Annotated in this window: 24 protein-coding genes and 1 pseudogene; 12 read left to right on the forward strand and 13 right to left on the reverse strand. The window is 72.1% G+C overall.

Features of this window, described 5'->3' with window-relative positions:
• Nucleotides 1–156: 156 nt before the first annotated feature.
• Nucleotides 157–396 carry a hypothetical protein gene (locus ACZ7OH_RS38745; protein WP_470285444.1) on the reverse strand — a complete coding sequence of 80 codons (240 nt, stop codon included), beginning with the start codon at nucleotides 394–396 and terminating at the stop codon, nucleotides 157–159.
• Between the two features lie 218 nt (nucleotides 397–614).
• Between ACZ7OH_RS38745 and ACZ7OH_RS38750 the strand changes: the two genes are divergently transcribed.
• A complete protein-coding gene (locus ACZ7OH_RS38750; protein WP_470285445.1) occupies nucleotides 615–995 on the forward strand; it encodes an ATP-binding protein in 381 nt (126 codons plus the stop codon).
• A 6-nt stretch (nucleotides 996–1,001) separates the two neighbouring features.
• Here the strand turns inward: ACZ7OH_RS38750 and ACZ7OH_RS38755 are convergent, their stop codons facing one another.
• The 6 genes from ACZ7OH_RS38755 to ACZ7OH_RS38780 form a co-directional block, all read right to left on the reverse strand.
• Nucleotides 1,002–2,183 (reverse strand): PP2C family protein-serine/threonine phosphatase, encoded by a 1,182-nt coding sequence (locus tag ACZ7OH_RS38755; protein WP_470285446.1) that lies wholly within the window; start codon nucleotides 2,181–2,183, stop codon nucleotides 1,002–1,004.
• Complete coding sequence (locus ACZ7OH_RS38760; RefSeq protein ID WP_470285447.1) at nucleotides 2,183–3,172, reverse strand: ATP-binding protein; 990 nt, start codon at nucleotides 3,170–3,172, stop codon at nucleotides 2,183–2,185. The genes ACZ7OH_RS38755 and ACZ7OH_RS38760 overlap by 1 nt, the downstream gene beginning before the upstream one ends.
• Nucleotides 3,169–3,594 carry an ATP-binding protein gene (locus ACZ7OH_RS38765; RefSeq protein ID WP_470285448.1) on the reverse strand — a complete coding sequence of 142 codons (426 nt, stop codon included), beginning with the start codon at nucleotides 3,592–3,594 and terminating at the stop codon, nucleotides 3,169–3,171. Before ACZ7OH_RS38765 ends, ACZ7OH_RS38760 begins: the two co-directional genes overlap by 4 nt.
• Complete coding sequence (locus tag ACZ7OH_RS38770) at nucleotides 3,584–3,967, reverse strand: STAS domain-containing protein (protein WP_470285449.1); 384 nt, start codon at nucleotides 3,965–3,967, stop codon at nucleotides 3,584–3,586. The genes ACZ7OH_RS38765 and ACZ7OH_RS38770 overlap by 11 nt, the downstream gene beginning before the upstream one ends.
• Entirely contained in the window at nucleotides 3,964–4,827 is an 864-nt protein-coding gene (locus ACZ7OH_RS38775; protein ID WP_470285450.1) for an STAS domain-containing protein, read from the reverse strand. The genes ACZ7OH_RS38770 and ACZ7OH_RS38775 overlap by 4 nt, the downstream gene beginning before the upstream one ends.
• Before the next feature lie 94 nt (nucleotides 4,828–4,921).
• Nucleotides 4,922–5,392, reverse strand: a complete 471-nt coding sequence (locus ACZ7OH_RS38780) for a MarR family transcriptional regulator (RefSeq protein WP_470285451.1) — start codon at nucleotides 5,390–5,392, stop codon at nucleotides 4,922–4,924.
• Between the two features lie 133 nt (nucleotides 5,393–5,525).
• On the opposite strand from ACZ7OH_RS38780, the gene ACZ7OH_RS38785 reads away from it, so the two are divergent.
• Together ACZ7OH_RS38785 and ACZ7OH_RS38790 are read left to right on the forward strand one after the other, a co-directional pair.
• Nucleotides 5,526–6,728 carry a PP2C family protein-serine/threonine phosphatase gene (locus ACZ7OH_RS38785; protein ID WP_470285452.1) on the forward strand — a complete coding sequence of 401 codons (1,203 nt, stop codon included), beginning with the start codon at nucleotides 5,526–5,528 and terminating at the stop codon, nucleotides 6,726–6,728.
• An 88-nt stretch (nucleotides 6,729–6,816) separates the two neighbouring features.
• Nucleotides 6,817–7,074, forward strand: coding sequence for a hypothetical protein (locus ACZ7OH_RS38790; RefSeq protein WP_470285453.1), 258 nt, complete (start codon nucleotides 6,817–6,819; stop codon nucleotides 7,072–7,074).
• A 226-nt stretch (nucleotides 7,075–7,300) separates the two neighbouring features.
• Here the strand turns inward: ACZ7OH_RS38790 and ACZ7OH_RS38795 are convergent, their stop codons facing one another.
• Both ACZ7OH_RS38795 and ACZ7OH_RS38800 read right to left on the reverse strand, forming a co-directional pair.
• Complete coding sequence (locus ACZ7OH_RS38795; RefSeq protein ID WP_470285454.1) at nucleotides 7,301–8,185, reverse strand: S1 family peptidase; 885 nt, start codon at nucleotides 8,183–8,185, stop codon at nucleotides 7,301–7,303.
• 45 nt (nucleotides 8,186–8,230) lie between these two features.
• Nucleotides 8,231–8,854, reverse strand: a complete 624-nt coding sequence (locus ACZ7OH_RS38800) for a TetR/AcrR family transcriptional regulator (protein WP_470285455.1) — start codon at nucleotides 8,852–8,854, stop codon at nucleotides 8,231–8,233.
• Between the two features lie 106 nt (nucleotides 8,855–8,960).
• Here ACZ7OH_RS38800 and ACZ7OH_RS38805 point away from each other — a divergent pair, with 106 nt between their 5' ends.
• Entirely contained in the window at nucleotides 8,961–9,470 is a 510-nt protein-coding gene (locus ACZ7OH_RS38805) for a DUF4863 family protein (protein WP_470285456.1), read from the forward strand.
• A complete protein-coding gene (locus tag ACZ7OH_RS38810) occupies nucleotides 9,467–10,189 on the forward strand; it encodes a nitroreductase (protein WP_470285457.1) in 723 nt (240 codons plus the stop codon). Before ACZ7OH_RS38805 ends, ACZ7OH_RS38810 begins: the two co-directional genes overlap by 4 nt.
• Nucleotides 10,190–10,199: 10 nt before the next feature.
• On the opposite strand, the gene ACZ7OH_RS38815 is transcribed toward ACZ7OH_RS38810, so the two are convergent.
• Both ACZ7OH_RS38815 and ACZ7OH_RS38820 read right to left on the reverse strand, forming a co-directional pair.
• Nucleotides 10,200–11,033 (reverse strand): CU044_5270 family protein, encoded by an 834-nt coding sequence (locus ACZ7OH_RS38815; protein WP_470285458.1) that lies wholly within the window; start codon nucleotides 11,031–11,033, stop codon nucleotides 10,200–10,202.
• A 313-nt stretch (nucleotides 11,034–11,346) separates the two neighbouring features.
• The gene (locus ACZ7OH_RS38820) at nucleotides 11,347–11,616 is read right to left on the reverse strand and encodes an RNA polymerase sigma factor (RefSeq protein WP_470285459.1); all 270 of its coding nucleotides are present in this window, start codon (nucleotides 11,614–11,616) and stop codon (nucleotides 11,347–11,349) included.
• A gap of 291 nt (nucleotides 11,617–11,907) precedes the next feature.
• Between ACZ7OH_RS38820 and ACZ7OH_RS38825 the strand changes: the two genes are divergently transcribed.
• From ACZ7OH_RS38825 to ACZ7OH_RS38840, 4 genes are all read left to right on the forward strand, one after another.
• A complete protein-coding gene (locus ACZ7OH_RS38825; RefSeq protein ID WP_470285460.1) occupies nucleotides 11,908–13,797 on the forward strand; it encodes a hypothetical protein in 1,890 nt (629 codons plus the stop codon).
• A 13-nt stretch (nucleotides 13,798–13,810) separates the two neighbouring features.
• Nucleotides 13,811–14,818 (forward strand): hypothetical protein, encoded by a 1,008-nt coding sequence (locus ACZ7OH_RS38830; protein ID WP_470285461.1) that lies wholly within the window; start codon nucleotides 13,811–13,813, stop codon nucleotides 14,816–14,818.
• 120 nt (nucleotides 14,819–14,938) lie between these two features.
• Nucleotides 14,939–16,228 (forward strand): LLM class flavin-dependent oxidoreductase, encoded by a 1,290-nt coding sequence (locus ACZ7OH_RS38835; RefSeq protein WP_470285462.1) that lies wholly within the window; start codon nucleotides 14,939–14,941, stop codon nucleotides 16,226–16,228.
• Nucleotides 16,229–16,303: 75 nt separating this feature from the next.
• Nucleotides 16,304–17,221, forward strand: a complete 918-nt coding sequence (locus tag ACZ7OH_RS38840; protein ID WP_470285463.1) for an ABC transporter substrate-binding protein — start codon at nucleotides 16,304–16,306, stop codon at nucleotides 17,219–17,221.
• Between the two features lie 14 nt (nucleotides 17,222–17,235).
• On the opposite strand, the pseudogene ACZ7OH_RS38845 reads toward ACZ7OH_RS38840, so the two are convergent.
• Nucleotides 17,236–17,901: pseudogene (locus tag ACZ7OH_RS38845) on the reverse strand (SDR family NAD(P)-dependent oxidoreductase); the annotation flags it as partial.
• Nucleotides 17,902–17,957: 56 nt separating this feature from the next.
• Here ACZ7OH_RS38845 and ACZ7OH_RS38850 point away from each other — a divergent pair.
• On the forward strand, nucleotides 17,958–18,374 hold the full coding sequence (locus tag ACZ7OH_RS38850) for a TetR/AcrR family transcriptional regulator (RefSeq protein WP_470285464.1): 417 nt from the start codon (nucleotides 17,958–17,960) through the stop codon (nucleotides 18,372–18,374).
• Here the strand turns inward: ACZ7OH_RS38850 and ACZ7OH_RS38855 are convergent.
• On the reverse strand, nucleotides 18,371–18,949 hold the full coding sequence (locus ACZ7OH_RS38855; RefSeq protein WP_470285465.1) for a TetR/AcrR family transcriptional regulator: 579 nt from the start codon (nucleotides 18,947–18,949) through the stop codon (nucleotides 18,371–18,373). The two genes, ACZ7OH_RS38850 and ACZ7OH_RS38855, sit on opposite strands and share 4 nt — an antisense overlap.
• A gap of 87 nt (nucleotides 18,950–19,036) precedes the next feature.
• On the opposite strand from ACZ7OH_RS38855, the gene ACZ7OH_RS38860 reads away from it, so the two are divergent.
• The gene (locus ACZ7OH_RS38860) at nucleotides 19,037–20,605 is read left to right on the forward strand and encodes an MDR family MFS transporter (RefSeq protein ID WP_470285466.1); all 1,569 of its coding nucleotides are present in this window, start codon (nucleotides 19,037–19,039) and stop codon (nucleotides 20,603–20,605) included.
• Between the two features lie 11 nt (nucleotides 20,606–20,616).
• Nucleotides 20,617–21,096, forward strand: a complete 480-nt coding sequence (locus tag ACZ7OH_RS38865) for a universal stress protein (protein WP_470285467.1) — start codon at nucleotides 20,617–20,619, stop codon at nucleotides 21,094–21,096.
• Nucleotides 21,097–21,110: the final 14 nt, after the last annotated feature.

The raw sequence follows: 21,110 nt of genomic DNA on the forward strand, positions 1-21,110 counted from the left end.
CGTCGTCTGGGCGTTGCTGCGCGACGGCCGTGAATTCCATCCTTCACCACCGGGCACGGCCACAGCTGCCGCTTGACACGCTCATTGAGACTCCTTCGATGCGGGTTCGGCATCGAGACACCGGTCGGCGCGGCCGTGTGACAGGTGTGGTCCGGCTCACGCGTCGCTGGGGGAGCGGCTCCAGAGCAGCGCCGCGTGCCAGGCGGCGATCAGCGCTTCGTCGTCGGCGTAGCTCGGGCAGGTCCCGACCGGGACCCACGCCTGCTCGACGGGTTCGCCGTCTTCGACCCGCACGACGGTCACCCCGGCGTACTCCACCACTTCGCGGCCGTGCCCGGCGGGCACCGAGACCGCGCGGGTGCCCAGCCGCAGCCGCACCCGTCGTTCGCCCGTCATCGACCCCGCTTTCCCCTCATGCTCGACGGTGGTGTCGCGCACCGGCCGGGATCTGTAACAGGCCCGGGGGCCGGCGTGCGGTGAGCGGCGGGTATCGGCCGCCCAGTGGCGGGCGGGCGACGAGCGGATGCGTCCGTTCGTGCTAATTCACGTGTGAGGACGCGCCGCAGCGGTCATCCCCGTCCTGGGAGAATCCTGCTGGGGGAGGTGCCTGAGACGTGACGCGGGAAAGTTTCGAGTTCGAGGCCGAGCCGGCGCAGATCCGGCTGGTGCGGTCCTGGGTGCGCGACCGCCTGGCCGCGGCGGCCGTGCCGGCCGGGGTCGCGGCGGACGCCGTGCTGATCACCGGCGAGCTGGCGACCAACGCGGTCCGGCACGCCACCGGACCCTTGCGCGCGCTGCTGATCTGCGCGGACGCCGCGGTCTGGATCGGGGTGGAGGACGCCGGCGGGTCCGCGTGGTTCGACCCGGTCGTGCCCGACGCCGCGCCGGCGGGGACCGGGCTCACCCTGGTCGCCGCGGCTTCCGGCCGGCGCGGGCTCTTCCACCGCGGGGACGGCGGCAAGACGGTCTGGGCGGAGATCCCGCTCGCTTCGTGAGCCCGGTCAGCTCCGGCGCAGGACCATGGCCACCGTGTCGTCGGCGTAAGTGACGACCTCGTGCATCCGGGCGACCAGCTCGCGGGGCACGACGGCGGCCGGCCGGGTGCGCAGGCCGCGGGCCAGCGGCAGCAGCCGGGCCTGGCCTTCGTCGATGTTCTTGCGGCTCTCCACCAAACCGTCGGTGTACAGCAGCAGGGTGTCACCCGGCGCGAGGGCGACGTCGACGAGCCGCGGGCTGCCGGGGTCGGGAAAGCCGATCCCGCGCCCGATGACGGGTGGGGGCAGCAGCCGCGCGTCGCCCGCCGCCGTGACCAGCAGCGGCTCCGGGTGGCTGCCGTTCGCGAGCCGCGCCCGGCCGGTCACCGGGTCGACGCGGGCGAGCAGGACCGTGGCCATCAGGCCGGGCTCGATCGCGGCGAGGGTGCGGGCGGCGTGGGCGATCAGGTCCGGGAACGAGTGCCCTTCCAGGGCGAGCGTCCGGATCGCGTGGGTGACGGTCAGGGCGTGCCGGGTCGAGGTGACGCCGTGGCCGACCGCGTCGACGAGCGTCACGTGCAGGTCGCCGCCGGGCAGGACGAACCAGTCGTAGAGGTCGCCGCCGGTCGGGGAGTCGGGGTCGGTCGGGGAGTAGTGGACGGCCAGCTCCAGGCCGGGCACCACCGGTGGCGGCGGGCGCAGGGCGTCCTCGAGCTCGCGGAAGATGCGCGCGTGCGCGTGGCGGAGTTCCTCGTCGCGTTGTTCGAGGTCGACGTACATCGCGAGCACGCCGCTGTTGGTCTCGGCGAGCTCGTGCTTGAGGTCCCGCTGCTCCTGGGCGAGTGTGTCGGCGCGGGCGATCAGCGCCAGCATCTCCGCGCGGGTCGCCGGTTCGTCGTCGAGGTCTCCCGGTTCCGCCGTTCGGCCGCCGGTGAGGTGCCAGGTCAGGACGCCGTCGGCGCCGGCTTCGGGCAGCAGCGGCAGTTCGTTGCGCCGGCGCTGGCTCACGGCGTGGGCGAGCCGGACGGTGACGGCGAGCCGGTGGCCGTCGGCCGTCGTGGTGACGTCGACGGCTTCTCCCGCGGCGAAGGCGGGTTCGGCGAGCAGCGTCACGGCTAGCACCAGGCGCGCGCGGTCGTCGGCGGGCACGCCGGCCGCGCCGCAGGCGGTGCGCAGCCGCCGCCGGAGCCGGGCGAGGTCGTCGGGCATCAGGTGGGGCGGTCCGGGTGCAGGGCGAGCAGGGCGGCGTCGTCGCGCGGGTTGCGGTACCGGTGGGCGACGTCCGCGGCGAACAGCAGCACGTCCGCCGGCCGGCCCGGACCGCGCCAGCCGCTGCCGACGCCGTCGGTGTGCAGCACGACGGCCTCGTCCCCGGCCAGCGTGAGCTGCCGGACCGGCGCGGCAGGCAGCGAGAACCCGACGATGCCGGGGGTGCTGAGCAGCACCCGCGACGAGCCGCCGACGGTCGCGCCGCTGACGTTGCCGACGCCGCAGAACTCGAGCCGGTGCGGCGCGACCCGCACCAGCGCGACCGCGGCGCCGCGGGTCGTGCGCAGCGCGCGGTGCATGTTCGTCAGCTGGTGGGGCAGCGGCCGGTCCGGGTTCTCGGTGAACACGCGCATGGCGGCGTCCGCGGCCTCGGCGGCGTCCGGGCCGTGGCCGAGCCCGTCGGCGACGCACGCGGTGCGGCTGCCGGTCACCTCGGCCAGCGCGATGGCGTCACCGCAGTACTCCTCGCCTTCGCGCGGCAGCCGGAAGTGCCCGGCCGACCCCGAAAACGCGGGCCCGGCCGGGTCCATGACGCGCGCGGCGGCGAGCGTCCCGGCCGTCGGCGAGGACGTGATCCGGAACCCGGTCGCCATCCGCTTCACCGCGCCCAGGCCGGTGCCCAGCGTGGCGGTGGTCGTGTTGCCGTCCACCAGCCAGTGGTCGAGGTCGGTCATGCCCGGGCCGTCGTCGGCGGCCAGCACGTCGACCCCGCGCCCGGTCAGCGACCGCTGCACGAACACCGACCCGCCGCGGGTGTGCTTGTCGATGTTGCCGGCCAGCTCGGCGGCCACGACGGCGGCGCGTTCGGCGAGGACGTCGGGTAGCCCGGCGTCGTTCGCCGCCCCCCGCGCGACCCGGGCGGCGGCGTAGCCGGCGCTCGGGTGGTCGACGCGGATCCGGGTGGTCGGCGCGGCGACGGTCGCGGTCACGGTTTCCAGCGCACCACGGTGACCGTGGTGCCGCGGCCGGGCGCGGTGTCGAGGTGGAAGTCGTCGACCAGGCGGCGGGTGCCGCCGAGGCCGTGGCCGAGCCCGGCGCCGGTGCTGAAACCGTCGGTGAGCGCCTGCTCGACGTCGGCGATGCCGGGACCCTCGTCGCGCACTTCGAGCCGCAGCCCGACGCGCCCGCCCGCGTCGCGCACGACGCCGACGGTCATGGTGCCGCCCCCGCCGTGGATGTAGGCGTTGCGGACGAGCTCGCTGGCCGCGGTGACGATCTTCGTCTGGTCGACGATCGAGAAGCCCGCGGCGACCGCGCCGGCCCGCACGGCGTGGCGGGCGGCGAGCAGGTCTTCCTCCACCCGCACCGGGTGGACGTCCTGCTCCTCGCCGATCCGCTCGTCAGGGCGCATGGGGCGCCTCTTCGGCGGGGCGGCGCCAGCCCAGCAGCTCCATGGCCTGCTCGGCGTTGAGCGCGGTCGTGACGCCGGTGAGCTGCAGCCCCAGCTCGGTCAGGGTCAGCGCGACGGCCGGGCGCATGCCCGCCACGACCATCCGCGCGCCGAGCAGCCGTCCGGTGCCCGCCATCTGCATGAGCACGCGGGCGACGAACGAGTCGATGATCTCCAGCCGCGAGATGTCGATGACGACGCCGCGGATGTCCTCGTTCGAGATCCGCGCGGTCAGCTCGTCGGTGAACGCCAAGGCGGTCTTGTCGTCGAGGTCGCTCAGCAGCCCGCTGAGCAGGACGTCGCCGAGCCGGAGGATCGGCAGGCCGGCGCTCACCCGGTCACCCCGCCCGGGCCGGTGCCCTCGTCGATGAGCCGGATCGCGGTCGCCAGCGCGTCGGCGAGCGAGCCGCGGGTGACGATGTGCGACAGGTCGATGCCCAGCTGCGTGATGGTCTGCGCGATCGACGGGCGGATGCCGCTGACCACGCACTCCGCGCCCATCAGCCGGACGGCGCTGACCGTCTGCAGCAGGTGCTGCGCGACCGCGGTGTCGACGGTCGGGACGCCGGTGATGTCGATGATCGCCACCCGCGCCTCGTTGGCCTGGATCGACTCCAGCAGGCCGTTCATCACGACCTGCGTGCGCGCGCTGTCGAGCGTGCCGATCAGGGGCACCGCGAGGACGTGGCGCCACAGCCGCAGGACCGGCGTCGACAGCTCGAGCACCTGGCTGTGCTGCTCGCGGATGATCCGTTCGCGGCCGCTCGCGTAGACGGCGAACGTCAGCACGCCCGCGCTGTCGAGCAGCTCGTTGACCAGCAGCGCCGCCCGGTAGCGCAGCGCGGAGTCCTGGGTGTGGCGCTCGATCGCGCTCAGCATCGTCCGCTTCAGCGCGAGCATCGCCATCGCGGTCGCCGACGGCTCGGCGCCCACGCGTGCCCGGCGTTCCGACCACGACGTCAGCGCGTCGCGCACCGCCGGGTCCTGCTCGACGATCCGCGCGACCGGCAGCGTGCCGCCCACGGCGCCGCGCAGCGCCTCCAGCAAGCCGGTCGCCTCGCGCTGCAGCTCGCGGCCGCTCTCCGGCCCGGTGCCCGCCTGCTGCCCGGCCCAGTCGCGCACCAAGGTGGCCTGGTCCTCGGCCAGCATCCGCGCCAGCACTTCCCGGACCTGACCTTCGTCCGTGCCCAGCACCGAACCCCTCCTCGACGCTCCGGGGCGCGCGCTGCTGTACGCCGACTGACTGTTGTCATACAACAACAATTAAGGCGACTATACAACGCGGGGTTCAGGGCATCCCGGCGGACTCGCCGTCGGCGAGCGCGCGGTACTCCCGCAGCCCGGTGGCCAGCGCGGCCCGGCCGGCCGGCGTCATCTTCGCCAGCAGCGCCTCGACGTTCTGCCGGCGCCGCTCCCGCAGGTCCCGCAGGTAGGCCCGGCCGCGGTCGGACAGCCGCAGCGTCAGCTCCCGCCTGCTGCGCGCGCTGGGCAGCCGCTCGAGGAAGCCCACCGCCTCGAGCCGGTCGCACAGCCGGCTCACCAGCGGCGGCGTCGAATCCAGCTGTTCGGCCAGTTCCCGCAGGTTGACGCCGTCGTGGCGGTCCAGCGCGACGACCGCGCGCAGCTGCGACACCGAAAGCGGCCGCGGCGACACGTCCCGCCCGCGCTCGAACACCGCCTCGAACAACTCGGCGAGGGTCGACTCGTCAGCCGCCCCGTCCGGGGCGGGCCGCTCGCGGGATCGATCCACGGCCCCCACTGTGGCATCTCTATGCTGAACCGGCAGCACGGCTCACGCGATTCGCCGTGGACCGGCTCGCCGGGACGGCGCAGACTCGTCTGACCGGCCGGCGCCGGCGTGCGCACGGTGATCGGCGAGCAGGAGGCGGGCGTTGGACAGATCCCTGGCGGTGGAACGGCTTCTGCGTGACGTCCCGCCGCACGACCTGCCGGCCGCGCTGCGCTCGGGGCTGGGCGAGCACTTCGGCGCGCTGGCGGTCGAACTGCTGGTGGCCGACTACGCGCTGACCGAGCTGTGCCGGGTCGGCCGGGAGCCCTACACCACCGAGCCGGTCCCGGTGGAGGGCACGACCCCGGGCGCGGCGTTCGTCGCCCAGGCGGCCACGTTCGACACCGGCGGCGGCCGCGTGACGGGGTACCTGCCGGTCAGCGTCCGCGGCGACCGGCTCGGCGTCCTCGCGGTGACGCTGCCGGAAGAGCCCGAACCGTCCGTGTGGGCCGAGCTCGAGCGGTTCGCCGAGGCGGTGGCCCACGAGCTGTTCGTCGCCGACCGCGACACCGACCTCTACATCCAGGCGCGCCGGTCGTCCCGGCTGACGCTGGCGGCGGAGATGCAGTGGCAGCTGCTGCCGGGCCGCGCGTGCACCCGCGCCGAGTTCGCGCTGGGCGGCCAGCTCGAACCGGCGTACGCGATCTACGGCGACTGCTTCGACTGGTCGGCGTCCGCGCGCAAGCTCGCCGTCACGCTGATCAACGGCATGGGGGAGGGCAGCGAAGCCGCGCTGCTGACCAACCTGGCGATCAACGCGCTGCGCAACGCGCGCCGGGCGGGGATCCCGCTCGACGCGCAGGCGGAGCTGGCCGACCAGGCGGTGTACGCGCACTACCGCGGCGCCGAGCACGTGGCGGCGCTGCTGCTGGAGTTCGACCTCGCGACCGGCGCGGTGTCGGTGGTCGACGCCGGTTCCCCGCGGCTGTGGCGGCTGCGCGACGGCAAGGCCGAGCGCGTGTTCTTCGACGAGCAGCTCCCGCTGGGCACGTTCGACGGCACGATCTACGAGTCCGAGGGCTTCCAGGCGGCCGAGGGCGACCGCTTCGTGTTCGTCAGCGACGGCGTGTACAACGCGATCGGCCCGCACGGCGAGCACTACGGCGACCGCGAGCTGGCGGAAGCGGTGACGGTGACGGCCGACCTCCCGGCGGCGCACGTCCCGGGCGCGGTGCTGCGCGAGCTGTCCCGCCGCCGGCGCGGTGGCCAGGCCGAAGACGACGCGATGGTGGTGTGCCTGGACTGGTTCGGGCCGGCCCCGCTGCCGGGCGTGGCCCCGGCGGTGACGGTCAGAGCGGGGGCTTGAAACCGCTTGCGTTGCCTGCTATAGAAAATAGTGGAGCGCAGGACATGACCTGGTGATATCGCGAGACGATCCGGGGAGTGGAAAGACGATGACCGTTCGTTCGGCAGGCGGGTTCGCCGATCTGGTGCTGGCGGACCCGGCGTGGCTCGAGGCGGAGTTCGACGCCATCGTGGCCGCGAACTTCGGCCCACCGCCGAAGCCGTCCCCGCCACCGCGCGCTTCAGGCCCGTACCACCCTTCCGTCGGCCGCACCCGGTCGCGGCGACCCCCGCGCGTCCGGGCCCCGGCCGGGCAGTGCCCGCGGCGGGAGCGTTCTCCGCCGGACGCAGTCGTCAGTGACCGGTGACGAGCGGGAAAGGGGTGATGTGGTGACGGTACCGGGGCTTCCGGCGTGGGCCGCCTGCCCCGATCGCGGCCGGTGAGCGCGCACAGCCCGGCCCCGCGCCTCCAGGCGCACCTGCGCGGTGGCCACGTCCCGCGCCCGGTGCCGTCGAAGTGCAGCCACGACAACCGGTTCGACACGCAGTTCCTCCGCGCGGGGCACCGCGCCCCGCGCGGAGGACGGACGGCGTTCAGCCGGTCTGCTCGCGGATCCAGTCCGCCACGACGTCGATCCGCGCGATCGTTTCCGCGCCCGGTCCCGGGCACGGTGGCCCGGTGTTCACGATGGCCACCAGGGTTCCACTGTGGTCGTCGTCGTCCGAAACGAAGAACGGGCCGCCCGAATCCTCCGGGCAGGGGCCGTTGTCCACCGTGCGCGTCCCGATCGGCAGTGCCTCCAAAGTGGACTGGGCGATGCCCGAAACCCGGAACCGCCCGCGTTTGAGGTGGTCGGACGGGCCGAGCACGGTCGCCGAGTGCGAGCCCCAGCCCGCGAACTGCAGCTCCTCGCCGACCTTCGGGCGCGTCGAGGCCAGCGTCACCGGCGCGATGCCGGTCACCGGGGCGCTGAGCTTCGCCACCGCGAGGTCGTTGACCGGTGACTGGCGGACGTCGACGACCACCGCCGTGTGGCCGCCGGGGTCGGTGTCCTTGAGCCGCCCGACCGTCACCGTCATCGTGTACGGCGGCCGGCCGTCGATCCGGGCGTCCTTCAGGTCGTGGAAGCAGTGCCCGGCCGTGACGACCCACTGCGGCGCCACCAGCGAGCCGCTGCAGGCGCCGTCGCGCACGCCGCCGCCGGGGACCGGAATGTCCGCCGACGTCAGCTTCGCGTTGAACGGGAGAATCGGTGCCGGTGCCGGTGCCGGTGCCGGAGCCGGTGGTGCGGGGGCCGGGCTGCGGCCCAGCGCGGTGGTGTCGGGCAGGCTGTGCCCGCCGAGGGCCGAGGCCAGCGCGGGTCCCGCGGCCGGTTTGCCGACGACGGCGCCCGCGCACGCGATACCGGCCCCCACCAGCACCGCGAGGGTCACGGCCCGCGCGCGGAAGCGGCGCCGTCGATCCGAAGGTGTCCTCACACCTTTAATGCACGGATGGGAGCCCGGAATGGTTGTGCGCGACGCTCACTTGCGCTTGCGCGGGGCCTTCGCGATCGCGGGCCACAGCACCGAAACGACCGTTTCGGGAATGTCGTCCCGGCTCTCGCCCCGGTAGAAGGCGGCGAAGTAGCTGCCGAAGCACAGCGTCGCGATGGTGTGCTTGTCGATGTCGTCGCGCACCGCGCCGTCGTCCTGCAGCTGCGTCAGCACGTTCTCGACGAGCGTGACGCGCGGTTCGACCGCGTGCTCGCGGAGGATCCCGAGCAGCTCCGGCGTGCGGATCGCTTCGCCGGCGAAGTTGCCCATCAGGACCATCGCGTCCGGGTTGAAGTACGCGGGGTCCAGCCGCCGGACGGCTTCGGTGAACGCCTCCCGCGGCGCCAGGCCGGCCAGGTCCACGGCGTAGCTGTCCCGCTGCTTGCGGAAGCCGTAGTCCAGCGCGTCGACGACGAGCTCGAACTTCGTGCTCCACCGCCGGTACAGCGTCGGGCGGCTGACCTTGGCGTCCGACGCGATGTCGCCGATGGTCATGAGCGAGTAGCCGTCCCGGACGAGCCGCTCGCGGGTGGCGAGGATGATCGCCTCGTCGAGCGCGGCGTCCCGGGGGCGCCCGCCGGCTCGCGGGGTGTCGTCGGACACTGCTGCCATGTGCGGAGCTTAGCGGATACGTTACGACCGTTGGCCGTTAAGTTACAATACTTGACTGTAACGAAACATCGGCCTATCTTCGGGACACCACCGGAAGGAGCCCCCGATGACCACCGCCCAGCAGCTGATCGAGCGCAGCATCCCGTTCCTCGACGCCGTCAAGAACCGGACGGCGGGCGGGGAGCTGGAGACCTGGCTCAACACCCACCACGGCCCCGGCAGCCCGCTGTACGACGACCTCGCCCGGATGATCACCGACGGCGTCCGGGCCGGCTGGGCGGCGAACATCGACGTCGACGGCCCGAAGTACCGGCGCAGCCGGATCGCCGGCCCCCAGGACGTGCTGAACTACTTCAGCGTCACCGCCGTCTACATGGACAGCGTCGAGCCCTACCGCGGCCAGTACCACCAGCACCCCTACGGCGAGCTCAACCTGGTGGTGCCGCTCGACCCGGACGCGAAGCTGAGGGGCCCGCGCGGCTGGAGCGGCCCCGGCTGGACCGCGCCGGGCCCGGGCAGCCACCACTACCCGGAGGTCAAGGGCGGCGCGCTGATCGCCCTCTTCTACCTGCCGGCGGGCCGGATCTCCTACGACATCACCCCGCCGGCCGAGTGAGCACCACCGTCGAGGAGGCGCTGCTGACTCGCCGCAGCTGCCGCGCGTTCCGGCCGGATCCCGTGCCCCGCGCGGAAATCGAGCGGCTGCTGGATCTCGCGGCCCGGTCGGCCAGCAACTCCAACTGCCAGCCGTGGCGGGTGCACGTGCTGACCGGCGCGGCCAAACGCGCCCTGACCGAGGACCTGCTGCGCGCGCACGACGAAGGCCGCCGGGCCGCGAGCGAGTTCGGCTACCAGCCCGGCGCCGACGAGTGGCGGGAGCCGTTCCGCTCCCGCCGTCGCCGCTTCGGCGAGGGCCTTTACCGGGACGCGCTCGGCATCGAGCCCGGCGACACCGCCGGGCGCCTCGCGCACCACAGGCGCAACTACGACTTCTTCGGCGCGCCGGTCGGCATGGTCCTCGCCGTCAGCCGGCTGCCCCTGCGGGGCGCGCTCGTCGACGCCGGCCTGTTCCTGCAGGGGCTCATGCTCGCCGCGCGCGGGGCCGGTCTGCACACGTGCGCGCAGGCGTCGCTGATCGACTACCACCCGGTCCTGCGCCGGCACCTGGACGTGCCGGCCGACCACGTGGTCGTCTGCGGGATCGCGCTCGGGTACGCCGACGAAAGCCACCCGCTCGCCGGCCACCGCACGACCCGCGAGCCGGTCCCGGCGTTCGCGACCTTCCACGAAGACCCGGCGTGGGTTCAGGGGCGTTGCCCCACCTCGTCGACGTAGGTCTTCACGGTCACGGCGCTGTCCTGGGTACCCAGGAACTGGTAGGTCGTGGCGTCGAAGACCGGCACGATCCCCTGGAACCGGGGCGGGTCGGCGGGGTTCCCCCACGTGATGCCCACCCCCGGGCGGCCCACCGCGTCGGTGACGTGGTCCAGTGCCCGCAGCCCGGGCGCGCCTTCGCCGCCGCCTGGTAGAGAGCCGCGTAGGAGGCGGGGGTGAGGGCTCGCTCGTAGGCGACGGACAGCACGTTCTTGCCCATCGAGTTGGCGCTGTCCTTGCCGCCAATGGTGCGCAGGTAGGCCAGCATCGCGTCGGCGGTCGTCGGCAGGTCCGCGCGGTAGGCGGGGGTGGGCCGGCAGTCCTCCGGGGTGCCCTTCTTCTTCCGGTCGTACGGGCCGGCGTACGCGGCCTTGCCGTCGTGGCAGCCGGGCAGCTCGGTGTCCTCGCCCACCCGGCCATCCCGGGTGCCGTCGACCGACAGCCAGACCTCGCGTGTGGAGTGGTCGAAGTGCTCCGTCTTCACGTAGAGGAACTGGTCCGGCCGCGGCGGCGCGGCCGGTTCCCGCAGCGCCGCGCTCGCCGCCTCGGTCAGCACCTTGACCGGGTCGGCGTGCGCGACGCCGGCGCCGATGCCGACGCGGTCGGCCGGAGCGAGCGCGACGACCGCGGTGATCGCCGCGGCCAAGCCGATCGTGGCGCCGGCGGCCCAGAACCAGCGGCGGGACCGGCGCGGCCGTTCGCCGCGCGCCGCGGCCAGCAGCCGCTCCCGCGCGGGGGCGAGCCGCTCGGCCGGCGCGAAGCCGACCGCCTGCGCGCGTTCGCGGATCAGGTCGAGGTCATCCATGGCTGGCGGTCTCCTTCACGAGGTCGAGGGCGCCGAGCTCGGCGCGGACGCGGCCGCGGGCCCGGTTGAGCCGCGATTTGACGGTGCCGACGGGGATGGCGAGGGCTCGGCGACTTCCTGGTAGCCCAGGCCTTCCGCGGCGACGAGCAGCAGGACGTCCCGCTCGCGCGGCCGCAGCCTGGCCGGCGCCCGGTCGAGGTCGGCGCCGAGGGCCTGGGCGCTGACCTGCTCGGCGACCCGGTCGGCGTGCCCGGCGTCGACGTCGGGCGACCCGACGGGCTTGGCGGAGCTTCAGTTCGCGCACCTCGGCCCGTCACTGCCGCGAGACGAGGTTCGTGGCGATGCCGTAGAGCCACGGCCGGGCGTCCGGCCGGGTTAGGTCGAACTTCGCCCGCTTGCTGAAGGCGATGAGGAAAGTGTCGGCGAGGACGTCGTCCGCCGCGCTCGGGCCGAGCCGCCGGACGAGGTAGCGGTGGATGTGCCGGGAGTGGCGGTCGAAGATCACCGCGAACAGGCTCGGTTCCGCTCGCGAGCGCCCGATCACGCTCGCGTCGTCGTCGGCTTCGGTGTCTTCCGGGGTCATCGCCCGCCTTAAGGTTTTGCGGTCCGTATTTGGAAGGTTACTTTACTAACGGCCGCCCCGGTTGGTATGTTCGTCGCACCGCCGCCTTCAGGCAGTCCTGGTGCAGACCAGTCAGCTACGGAGGAGCTTGTGATCAGACGGGCCATCGCCTCGCGCGTCTTTCCCCCGGCCGCTCGGCCGTAACCGCCACCGGACGGGCAACTCGCCGCACCCGCCACGGACGAGTCACGCACGCCGGGTTCCGGCGTGTCCCCATGCGAGCCCGCGGGCTCGACATTCCCGGAGGTTTCCTTGTCACGCAAGACAACCGTCGCGGCCGGCTTCGGCGGCCTGAGCCCGTCGGCCGCGGCACCCGGCCCCGGCGCACTGACCACTTTGGACACATCGGTGGGCAACCGCGCCGCGCCGGTACCCGGTCTCTACGACTGGAGCAAAGCCGGCTTCCGCGGCGGCCAGGACCTGCCCGGCGCCGACGCCGTCAACCCGAGCGCGAGCTGCCGGATCACCGCGGCCCAGCTCGCCGGTACCTACCAGGTCAAGCCGGACGACGGAGTCGACGACACCGCCGGCATCCAGGCGGCCATCGACAAGATCCACTCGTCGTGCTCGCCCTCGGCGAGCTACACGAAGCTGAGCCTGATCACCTTCCCGGCCGGCACGCTGAACGTCTCGCACGAAATCCACGTCGACGCGAACTACCTGATCCTGCGCGGCGCGGGCATGGACGCGACGAAGTTCGTCTACCAGCCCGACAAGAACACCGAATACGACGTCGTCACCCCGGACGGCGACCAGTGGGACCAGCACGAGATGACCTACGAGGACGGTTCGGGCGGCTGGCTGTGGCCGGGCCGCGGCCTGTTCCGCGTGCAGTCGCGCGGCGTCGACCCGAGCTACGCCGGCCAGTACGCGTCGGCGCCGGCCAACCGCAAGGACCTCTTCGAAGGCACGATCAACGTGCACTGGAAGGCGGGCGCGAAGCTGCGCGAGAAGCCGGGCGACACGGGCTTCGCCGCCCGCACCGGTGACAAGACCGTCTACCTGGCCACCGGCGCGAAGACGACGAACATGAAGGTGGGCGGCTTCATCAACATCCGGGCCGCCAACACGATGAAGTTCTACCAGTCGATGAACGCGGTGCCCACGACCTGGCCGCTGCAGAACCTGCACATGCGCCAGCAGTGGTTCACCATCACCGCGGTCGACACCAAGAACCACACGGTGTCGGTCGACAAGCCGCTCGAGTACGACGTCCCGGTCGACTCCACTTCGGACGGTTCCGCACCGATCGACGGCTCGGCGTACGCGTCGAAGGCGTCGCCGATCGTGGACCCGATCGTCGGGGTCGGCTTCGAGGACTTCACCTACAGCCAGGTCGCGCCGCCGGGAGTCACCGAGGCCCAGGCCAAGGACAACTACGGCAACCTCGCGCCGAGCCTCGCCATGCAGGGCATCGTGTTCAAGTGGGCCGCCAACTCCTGGGTCCGCAACACGCACGCGATCATGACCGGCTCGCACCCGATCGTCACCGAGGAAGCCAAGAACCTGCAGTTCGTGAACAACGAGCTGGACGGCTCGTGGAACAAGGGCAAGGGCGGCAACGGCTACTTCCGCGGCTCCCGCGTCTGGGACTCGCTCTACGCCGGCAACACCACCCGCGACCTGCGGCACTTCACGTTCCAGTGGTCGGCTTCGGGCAACGTCGTGATCGGCAACGACATCGACTCCGACTTCAACATCCACGGCGGCTACGAACGCAACAACCTGTTCGAGCTGAACACGAACCGGGTCTCCTTCGCCCACCGGTCGGGCAGCTGCACGGCCCACTGCGGTGACGAAGGCGGCGACGCCCCGGACGACTCGACGTGGTTCCCGATCTACTGGTCGACCGGGCAGAAGGCGGTGAAGTGGTCCGGTTCTTCCGGGCCCCGCAACGTCTTCTTCGACAACACGATGACCAAACAGGTGACCGCGGGTGCGGCCTACACGCCGTACTACCCGGACCACACGAAGATCTACCAGTTCGGCTGGGACGGCACCGCGTTCCACCACCTCGACGTCGGCGGCAAGCCGATCGCCGACTGGGCCCGCAACGAGCGGCAGGACTACACCCACGGCCACGGCGTCGACGACTCGAAGACGAGCACGGCCAAGTCCCTCTTCCTGAAGAACGCCGGCTGAACGGAGAGCACCGATGCTCAAGACATTCGCGGCGCTGTCCCTGATCGGGCAGCTCGTCCACCCCGCCGCCACGACGATCACCGTCTCCACGGCCGCCCAGCTCTCCGCCGCCCTGTCCGCGGCGAAGGCGGGCGACACGATCGTGCTGGCCGACGGCGACTACAGCGGCCAGTTCGTGGCGACGAAGCCCGGCACCGCGTCGGCGCCGATCACCCTGACCGGCAGCGCGAAAGCCGTCCTGCACGACCCGCTGTTCAACCCCGGTGACACCGACTGCCCGTCCGGGCAGACCGGCTACGGCCTCTGGCTGCAGGGCGCGAGCTACTGGAACCTCCACGGGTTCACGGTGAAGGACTCGAAGAAGGGCATCGTCCTCGACGGCGCCTCGCACGTCACGATCGACGGCGTCACCGTGCACGACATCGGCTACGAAGGCGTGCACTTCCGCAAGAGCAGCGCGTATGGCGTCATCAAGAATTCGGTCGTCTACAACACCGGCAAGGAGCAGCCGGGCTACGGCGAAGGCGTCTACCTCGGTTCGGCCAACAGCAACTGGGGGTGCTACGGCGCGAACGGCGGCCAGGACCCCGACGCGAGCAACTACGTCCAGGTGCTCGACAACAAGATCGGCCCCGGCGTCGCGGCCGAAGGCGTCGACATCAAGGAAGGCACCCACGACGGCGTCGTCTCCGGCAACACCCTCGACGGGACGGGGGAGAAGAACGAGAACTCCGGCGACTCCACCATCGATGTCAAGGGCGACCGGTACACCATCACCGGCAACAAGGTCACCCACCCGTACCTCGACGGCTTCCAGACGCACAACGTCTGGGGGGACGCCGGCTGCGGGAACACGATCACCAAGAACACGTTCACGCTGACGAACGCGCAGGGCTGGGGGATCAACTCGACCAACCAGAGCAGCTGCGTCTCGCGGAAGTCGCCGAACGTGATCGGCGCGTCCAACACGGCCACCGGCGGGAAGGGGGTGTCGAAGACCCCCGTGACCCCGGGCAGCTGAGCGGCCGCCTCGCCGTCCTCCCACCGGGTGGGACGGCGAGGCGTTCAGCATGTGGGACGCGGGAATAGCCTCGCGGCGGTCCGGTTGACCAAGGACGGACACCTTCGAAGGAGCCGCGCCGTGACCACGGATCCCCTGCACTTCAACGCCTTCATCTGGCCGAACGGCTACCACGAGTCCGCGTGGCGGGTCGTCGGGGACGACGTCCGCAGCGTGCTCGGGCTGCCGTACTACGCCGACATCGCGCGGACCGCCGAGCGCGGCCTGATGGACTCGATCTTCCTGGCCGACAACATCGCCATCGCCGAGTACCGCGTCACCCACCTGCCGCAGACGCAGTTCGACCCGATCTCGGTGCTGTCGGCGCTGGCCGCGGTCACCGAGCGGATCGGCCTGATCGGGACGGGGTCGACGACGTACAACAAGCCGTGGGAGCTCGCCCGCCGGTTCGCCACGCTCGACCACCTCAGCGGCGGCCGCGCCGGCTGGAACATCGTCACGACCATCACCTCGCTGGCCGCGGCGAACTTCGGCGAGAAGGCGCACCCCGACCACGCCGACCGGTACGAACGCGCCCACGAGTTCGTCGACGTCGTCACCCGCGCCTGGGACAGCTGGGACGACGACGCGATCGTCGGCGACCGCGAGAACGGCGTGTGGGCCGACCGCGCCAAGCTGCACGCGCCGCGCTTCCACGGCAAGTTCTACGACGTCGAGGGCGTGCTGCCGTTCCCGCGGTCGCCGCAGGGGCGCCCGGTGCTCGTCCAGGCGGGACAGTCGGCCGCCGGGATCGGGCTGGCCGCCCGGTACGCCGAGCTGGTGTTCTCCGGGCCGCCGTCGCTGGAGGCCGCGGTGAAGTTCCGCGCCGAGCTCGACGCCCAGGTCGTCGCGGCCGGCCGCGATCCCTCGGGCGTGCGCGTCCTGCCCGCGTTGATGCTGACCCTGGGCGGTACCGAGGCCGAGGCGAAGGCCCGGGCCGAGCGGCTCGAAGAGCTGGCCAGCCCGGAGTTCCGCTGGCAGAACGCGCTGTACACCGCGGGCCTCGACCCGGACGCGTTCGACCCGGACGCGCCGCTGCCCGCCGAGCTGCGGGCCGAGGGCGGCTCTTCGCGGCTGCAGCAGCTCGCCGCGGCAGCGCGGGAGCGTCCCGAGGCTTCGCTGCGCGAGATCGCGCAGCAGGTGACCGGGGGAGCGGGGCAGGTCCACTTCGTGGGCACGCCCGAGCAGCTCGCCGACCACGTGATCACCTGGCAGGACGCCGGCGCGGTCGACGGGTTCACCATCATGGGCTCGACGCTGCCCTACGAGCTGGCCGCGTTCGTCGACCACGTCGTGCCGATCCTGCAGGCCAAGGGCCGGTACCGCACCGAATACACCGGCTCGACGCTGCGTGATCACCTCGCCGGGTGAATCCCAGGATGTGGTTTCTGTCGGTGGGGCTGGTTAGGGTCCTGACCGTCTTGTTTTGACTGAGGAGTGTGGGACGTGGGCTGGACCCGGAACATCCGAGTGGCCGCGCTGGTGGCGGTGGCCGCTCTGGGCCTGACGGCGTGCGGTGGCGGGGATGACAAGCCCGCCGCGGCGGGCAAGGGCGGGGCGCCGATCGTCGTCGCGTCCTTCAACTTCACCGACAGCCAGATCCTGGCGGAGATCTACGCGCAGGCCCTGGAGGCCAAGGGCTATCCGGTGACGCGCAAGCTGAACCTGGGCTCGCGGGAGCTGATCTACCCGTCGCTGAAGTCCGGTGAGCTGCAGTTCATCCCGGAGTACCAGGGCTCGGCGATCGCCGCCGGGTTCGGCAAGGACCCGGTGAAGGACGCCAAGGGCGAGCACGACCAGCTGGCCAAGCTGCTCGAGCCGAGCGGCGTCTCGCTGCTGAACTACGCGGCGGCCGAAGACAAGAACACCTACATCGTCAAGGACGACCTCGCGAAGTCGAAGGGCCTCGCGACCATCGGCGACCTGAAGAAGCTCGACAAGGTCGTGCTGGCCGGCGGCCCGGAGTGCGAGAAGCGGCTGACGTGCTTCAAGGGCTTCACCGACGTCTACAAGCTGACCAACGCGACGTTCCAGACCGTCCAGGAGCTCGGGCCGCGGGTGCAGCAGCTCGACTCCGGCGGCGTCACGGTCATCCCGGTCGACTCGGTGAGCCCGCTGGCCGGTGACCCGAAGTACGTCGCGCTGAAGGACGACCTGGCCATGGTCCCGACCGAGAACGTGGTCCCGGCGGTCACCAAGAAGGTCCTCGACGAGCGCGGCGCGGACTTCGCGGCCGCGGTCAACGCGGTGAGCGCGAAGCTCACGACGGAGGGGATGCGCGACCTGAACAAGCGCGTCGACTCCGACGGCGAGAAGGCCGCGGACGTGGCGAAGGACTGGCTGTCCCAGCAGGGCCTGGTCTGAGCCGGGGGAAGACCTCAGCCGGGTGCCTGCCGGCTGAGGTCTTCCCACTTCGCGTACTGCTCCGCGCGCGTCCGGGCCAGTTCCTGGACGATGTCGAACGACGCGCTGCCGACGACGAGCCGGCGCGGCGGGTCGGCCAGTACCGCCACGCGCAGCACGACCGGCGCGGCCGTCTCCGGCGCCGGGCCGGCGTCGTCGCCCCACATCTCCTCCAGCTCCTTGCGCAGCTCCCGGTAGGGGGGGTCCGGGGTGGTGGTCGTGCCGCTAGTGAAGAGCCCGGTCGCGTAGCCGCCCATCTGCAGGTTCGTCACGCGCACGCCGAAGCGCTCGACCTCCATGGCCAGTGCCTCGGTCAGGGCGTCGAGCGCCGCCTTGCCGGCGCCAAAGAAGTTGACGTCGAAGTGCGCCCGGACCTGTTCTTCGTTGGCCACTTCGACCATGCCGTAGAGCAGCACCCTGGCGTGGTCGACGACGACGTCCAGACCGCCGAAGACGCCGGCCGCGCGGTCCACCGCGCTGAACACGGCCGCGCGATCGGTGACGTCCGGCGGGAGGTGCACGAGCCGGCCGGGATGGCGGTCGCCGAGCGTGCCTTTCGAACGGGACGCAGCGACCACGCGGTGGCCGGCCTCGAGCGCGGCTTCGGCGATCGCCCGGCCCAGGCCGCGCGATGCCCCGGTGACGAACCAGACCTGCGGCCACCCGCGAGCTGATCGTCGAGCTCGGCTACGCCAGGGTGTCGATCGACGCCATCGCCGCGCGGGCCGGCGTCGGCAAGCAGACGATCTACCGGTGGTGGCCGAACAAGGGCGCGGTCGTCGCGCTGTCCGACACCGGCGACCTGGAAGCCGATCTGCGCGTGGTCTGCGCGCGACCGTCGCCGATCCGCGCGCTCACCACGGAAATCGCGAACGACCCGGACCTGGCCGCGCTCTACAGCGAGCGGCTCGCCGCCCCGGTCGACGAAGCCAAGAAGGACCGGCTGCGCAGTGCTCAGCGGGCGGGCCAGCTCGCCGCCGACGCCGATCTCGACCTCGTGCTCGAAGTGCTCTACGCGCCGCTGTACCAGCGATGGCTGCTGCGCACCGGCCCGCTGACCGAAAGCCACGCGGACGCGCTGGTCGCGACGGCGTTGAAGGCGTTCCGCCCCTAACGGAAGTCGACGCGGCCCAGCAGCTCGTCGATCAGGTCGGGCAGCGGCTGGTCCGCCGCGCCCTCGAGCCACAGCACGCTCGCCGTGCGCACGGCCGCGAGGAACGTCGCCGTCATCAAGCGCGCCAAGGCTTCGTCGAGGTCGTGGCCGCGCGCGACGAGCACCGCGGCCAGGTCGCGCTCCAGCGTGATCTGGTCCCCGGCCTGCTGCGCGAGCAGTGACGGGTGGCGCCGCAGGAGGCGCAGCTGGGCCACCCATTCGCGGTCGGGGACCGCGCGCCCGTGGTACAGCTCGCGGCTGGCCCGCCGCAGCGCCTGCCACGGCGGTTCGCCCGCCGGCCGCTGCTCCACCAGGGACACGAGCACGCCGGTCCGTTCCCGGTCGGCGTGCAGGATCGCGTCTTCCTTGTTCGTGAAGTAGTTCGAGAACGTCCGGCGGGACACGCCCACCGCGTCCGCGATGTCCTCGACCGTCACGCCGTCCAGCCCGCGCTCCATCGCCAGGCGCAGCGCGGCCTCGTGCAACGACTGCCGCGTCGCCGCCTTCTTGCGGGTGCGGAGGTCGAGGGTGTCCATGCGCACAGCGTAACCGCAGGAATAGGTTGCCCATTGTGCAAGTTTGCCCAATGGGCAATGATGGTCCGGAACGTGCGAAGGGATGCCATGAAGTCCGATAGAACCGACTCGTCCGGGTCGATGCGGCACCGCGAGGTGCTGGAGTCGCTGTCCGGGCTGCTGCTCGCGCTGTTCGTGGCCATGATCAGCTCGACCGTCGTCTCGACGTCGCTGCCGCTGATCATCGGCTCGCTGAACGGCACGCAGACGCAGTACACCTGGGTCGTCACGGCCACGCTGCTGGCCGCCACCGCCACCACCCCGATCTGGGGCAAGCTCGCCGACCTGTTCAACAAGAAGACCCTCGTGCAGGTCGCGATCGTGATCTTCGTGGCCGGCTCGATGATCAGCGGCTTCAGCCAGGACACCGGGCAGCTGATCGCCGCGCGGGCGTTCCAGGGCATCGGCGTCGGCGGGCTGCAGGCGCTGGTCCAGGTCGTGATCGCGGCGATCATCCCGCCGCGCGAGCGCGGCCGGTACAACGGCTACCTCGGCGCCGTGATGGCCGTCGCGACCGTCGGCGGCCCGCTGCTGGGCGGGCTGATCGTGGACGTGCCGTGGCTGGGCTGGCGCTGGTGCTTCTTCGTCGGCGTGCCGATCGCGGTGCTGGCGTTCATCGTGCTGCAGCGCACCCTGAAGCTGGAGACCGTGCGCCGGGAGAACGTCCAGGTCGACTACTTCGGCGCCGCCCTCATCGCCGCCGGCGTGAGCGTCCTGCTGATCTGGGTGTCGTTCGTCGGCAACTCGTTCGACTGGATCTCCTGGCAGAGCGGTGTCATGGTCGCGGCCGGGCTCGTGCTGCTCGCGGCCGCCGTGGTGGTGGACAAGAAGGTCCGCGAACCGGTGGTGCCGCTGCACATCGTCGTCCAGCGGACGCCCGCCCTCGCCATCCTCGCGAGCCTCGCGGTCGGCATGGCGATGTTCGGCGGCGCGGTGTTCCTCGGCCAGTACTTCCAGATCGGGCGCGGGTACACACCCACCGAGGCCGGCTTGCTGACCATGCCGCTGATGGCCGGCGTCCTCGTGTCCTCGACGGTGTCCGGACGGCTGATCAGCCGGACCGGGAAGATCAAGCCCTACATCGTGTCCGGCACGATCATCCTGGTGCTCGGCTTCCTCGGGCTCGGCACGGTCGACCACGCCACGCCGCTGTGGATCATCGGGATCGCGATGGCGGTCGTCGGCATCGGCGTCGGCATGACGATGCAGAACCTCGTGCTGGCCGTGCAGAACGACGTCCCGCTGCGCGACCTCGGCGCGGCGAGCGCGTCGGTGACGTTCTTCCGGTCGCTCGGCGGCACCATCGGCGTCTCGGTGCTCGGCGCGGTGCTGGCGAACCGCGTGTCCGCCGACCTGGTGGCGGCGCTGTACGTGCCGGCCGGCCAGGCGTCGACCGGCGGGGTCAGCGCGCTGAACCTCAAGGCGCTGCCGCCGCGGGTGCAGGCGGTGGTGCACACCGTGTACGGCGACGCGACCGCGCACATCTTCCTGATCTCCGCGGCGGTGGCCGTCGTCGGGGTGATCGCGGCGCTGCTGCTCAAGCCGATCACGTTGCGCACGACCATCGACGTCGCCGAGAAGGCGGACGAACCGGCGTCCGACGCGGTAGTGGGCTAGGGGAGACGGCGATGGGCGGCCCCGGTGCGTTCGAGTCCACTGTGGAGCGCTTCGGCCCGCGCCGGGACACCCCGGCGCGGGCCATCCTGGCCGGCGTCGACGGTACGGACACGGCCATGCGGGCGGCGGCCTTCGCGTTCGGCCTGGCCCGCCGCCAGGGGAGCAGGCTCGTCGTCGTCTTCGTGGCGTGCCCGGCACCGCTGGCCCCGCTGCGGCCGGCGGTCGCGATGGTCCTGGAGCACGACACGGCCGCGCACCTGTTCGCGGAGCTGCGCGACCAGATGCGTTCGGCGGCCGAGGAACTGCGGATCGCGGTGACGCTGGTGAAGACGTACGGCGACCCGTACACGGCGCTGCGCGACACGGCCGACCGCTGTCAGGCCGACACGGTGGTGGTCGGCGCGTCCCAGAAGGCGGGCCACCGCTTCGCCGGCTCGGTCGCGACGAAGCTCATCCGGGCGGGCCACTGGCCGGTTCTGGTCGTCCCTTGAGGGATGAAGAACCG

Source organism: Amycolatopsis sp. NPDC114478 (assembly GCF_055633805.1).

Coding starts and splice junctions, on each gene's coding strand:
- ACZ7OH_RS38745 (WP_470285444.1), bottom strand. CDS start 396: ATGACGGGCGAACGACGGGTGCGGCTGCGGCTGGGCACCCGCGCGGTC.
- ACZ7OH_RS38755 (WP_470285446.1), bottom strand. CDS start 2,183: ATGCCCGACGACCTCGCCCGGCTCCGGCGGCGGCTGCGCACCGCCTGC.
- ACZ7OH_RS38765 (WP_470285448.1), bottom strand. CDS start 3,594: ATGCGCCCTGACGAGCGGATCGGCGAGGAGCAGGACGTCCACCCGGTG.
- ACZ7OH_RS38790 (WP_470285453.1), top strand. CDS start 6,817: ATGACCGTTCGTTCGGCAGGCGGGTTCGCCGATCTGGTGCTGGCGGAC.
- ACZ7OH_RS38800 (WP_470285455.1), bottom strand. CDS start 8,854: ATGGCAGCAGTGTCCGACGACACCCCGCGAGCCGGCGGGCGCCCCCGG.
- ACZ7OH_RS38805 (WP_470285456.1), top strand. CDS start 8,961: ATGACCACCGCCCAGCAGCTGATCGAGCGCAGCATCCCGTTCCTCGAC.
- ACZ7OH_RS38815 (WP_470285458.1), bottom strand. CDS start 11,033: ATGGATGACCTCGACCTGATCCGCGAACGCGCGCAGGCGGTCGGCTTC.
- ACZ7OH_RS38820 (WP_470285459.1), bottom strand. CDS start 11,616: ATGACCCCGGAAGACACCGAAGCCGACGACGACGCGAGCGTGATCGGG.
- ACZ7OH_RS38830 (WP_470285461.1), top strand. CDS start 13,811: ATGCTCAAGACATTCGCGGCGCTGTCCCTGATCGGGCAGCTCGTCCAC.
- ACZ7OH_RS38855 (WP_470285465.1), bottom strand. CDS start 18,949: ATGGACACCCTCGACCTCCGCACCCGCAAGAAGGCGGCGACGCGGCAG.
- ACZ7OH_RS38860 (WP_470285466.1), top strand. CDS start 19,037: ATGAAGTCCGATAGAACCGACTCGTCCGGGTCGATGCGGCACCGCGAG.
- ACZ7OH_RS38865 (WP_470285467.1), top strand. CDS start 20,617: ATGGGCGGCCCCGGTGCGTTCGAGTCCACTGTGGAGCGCTTCGGCCCG.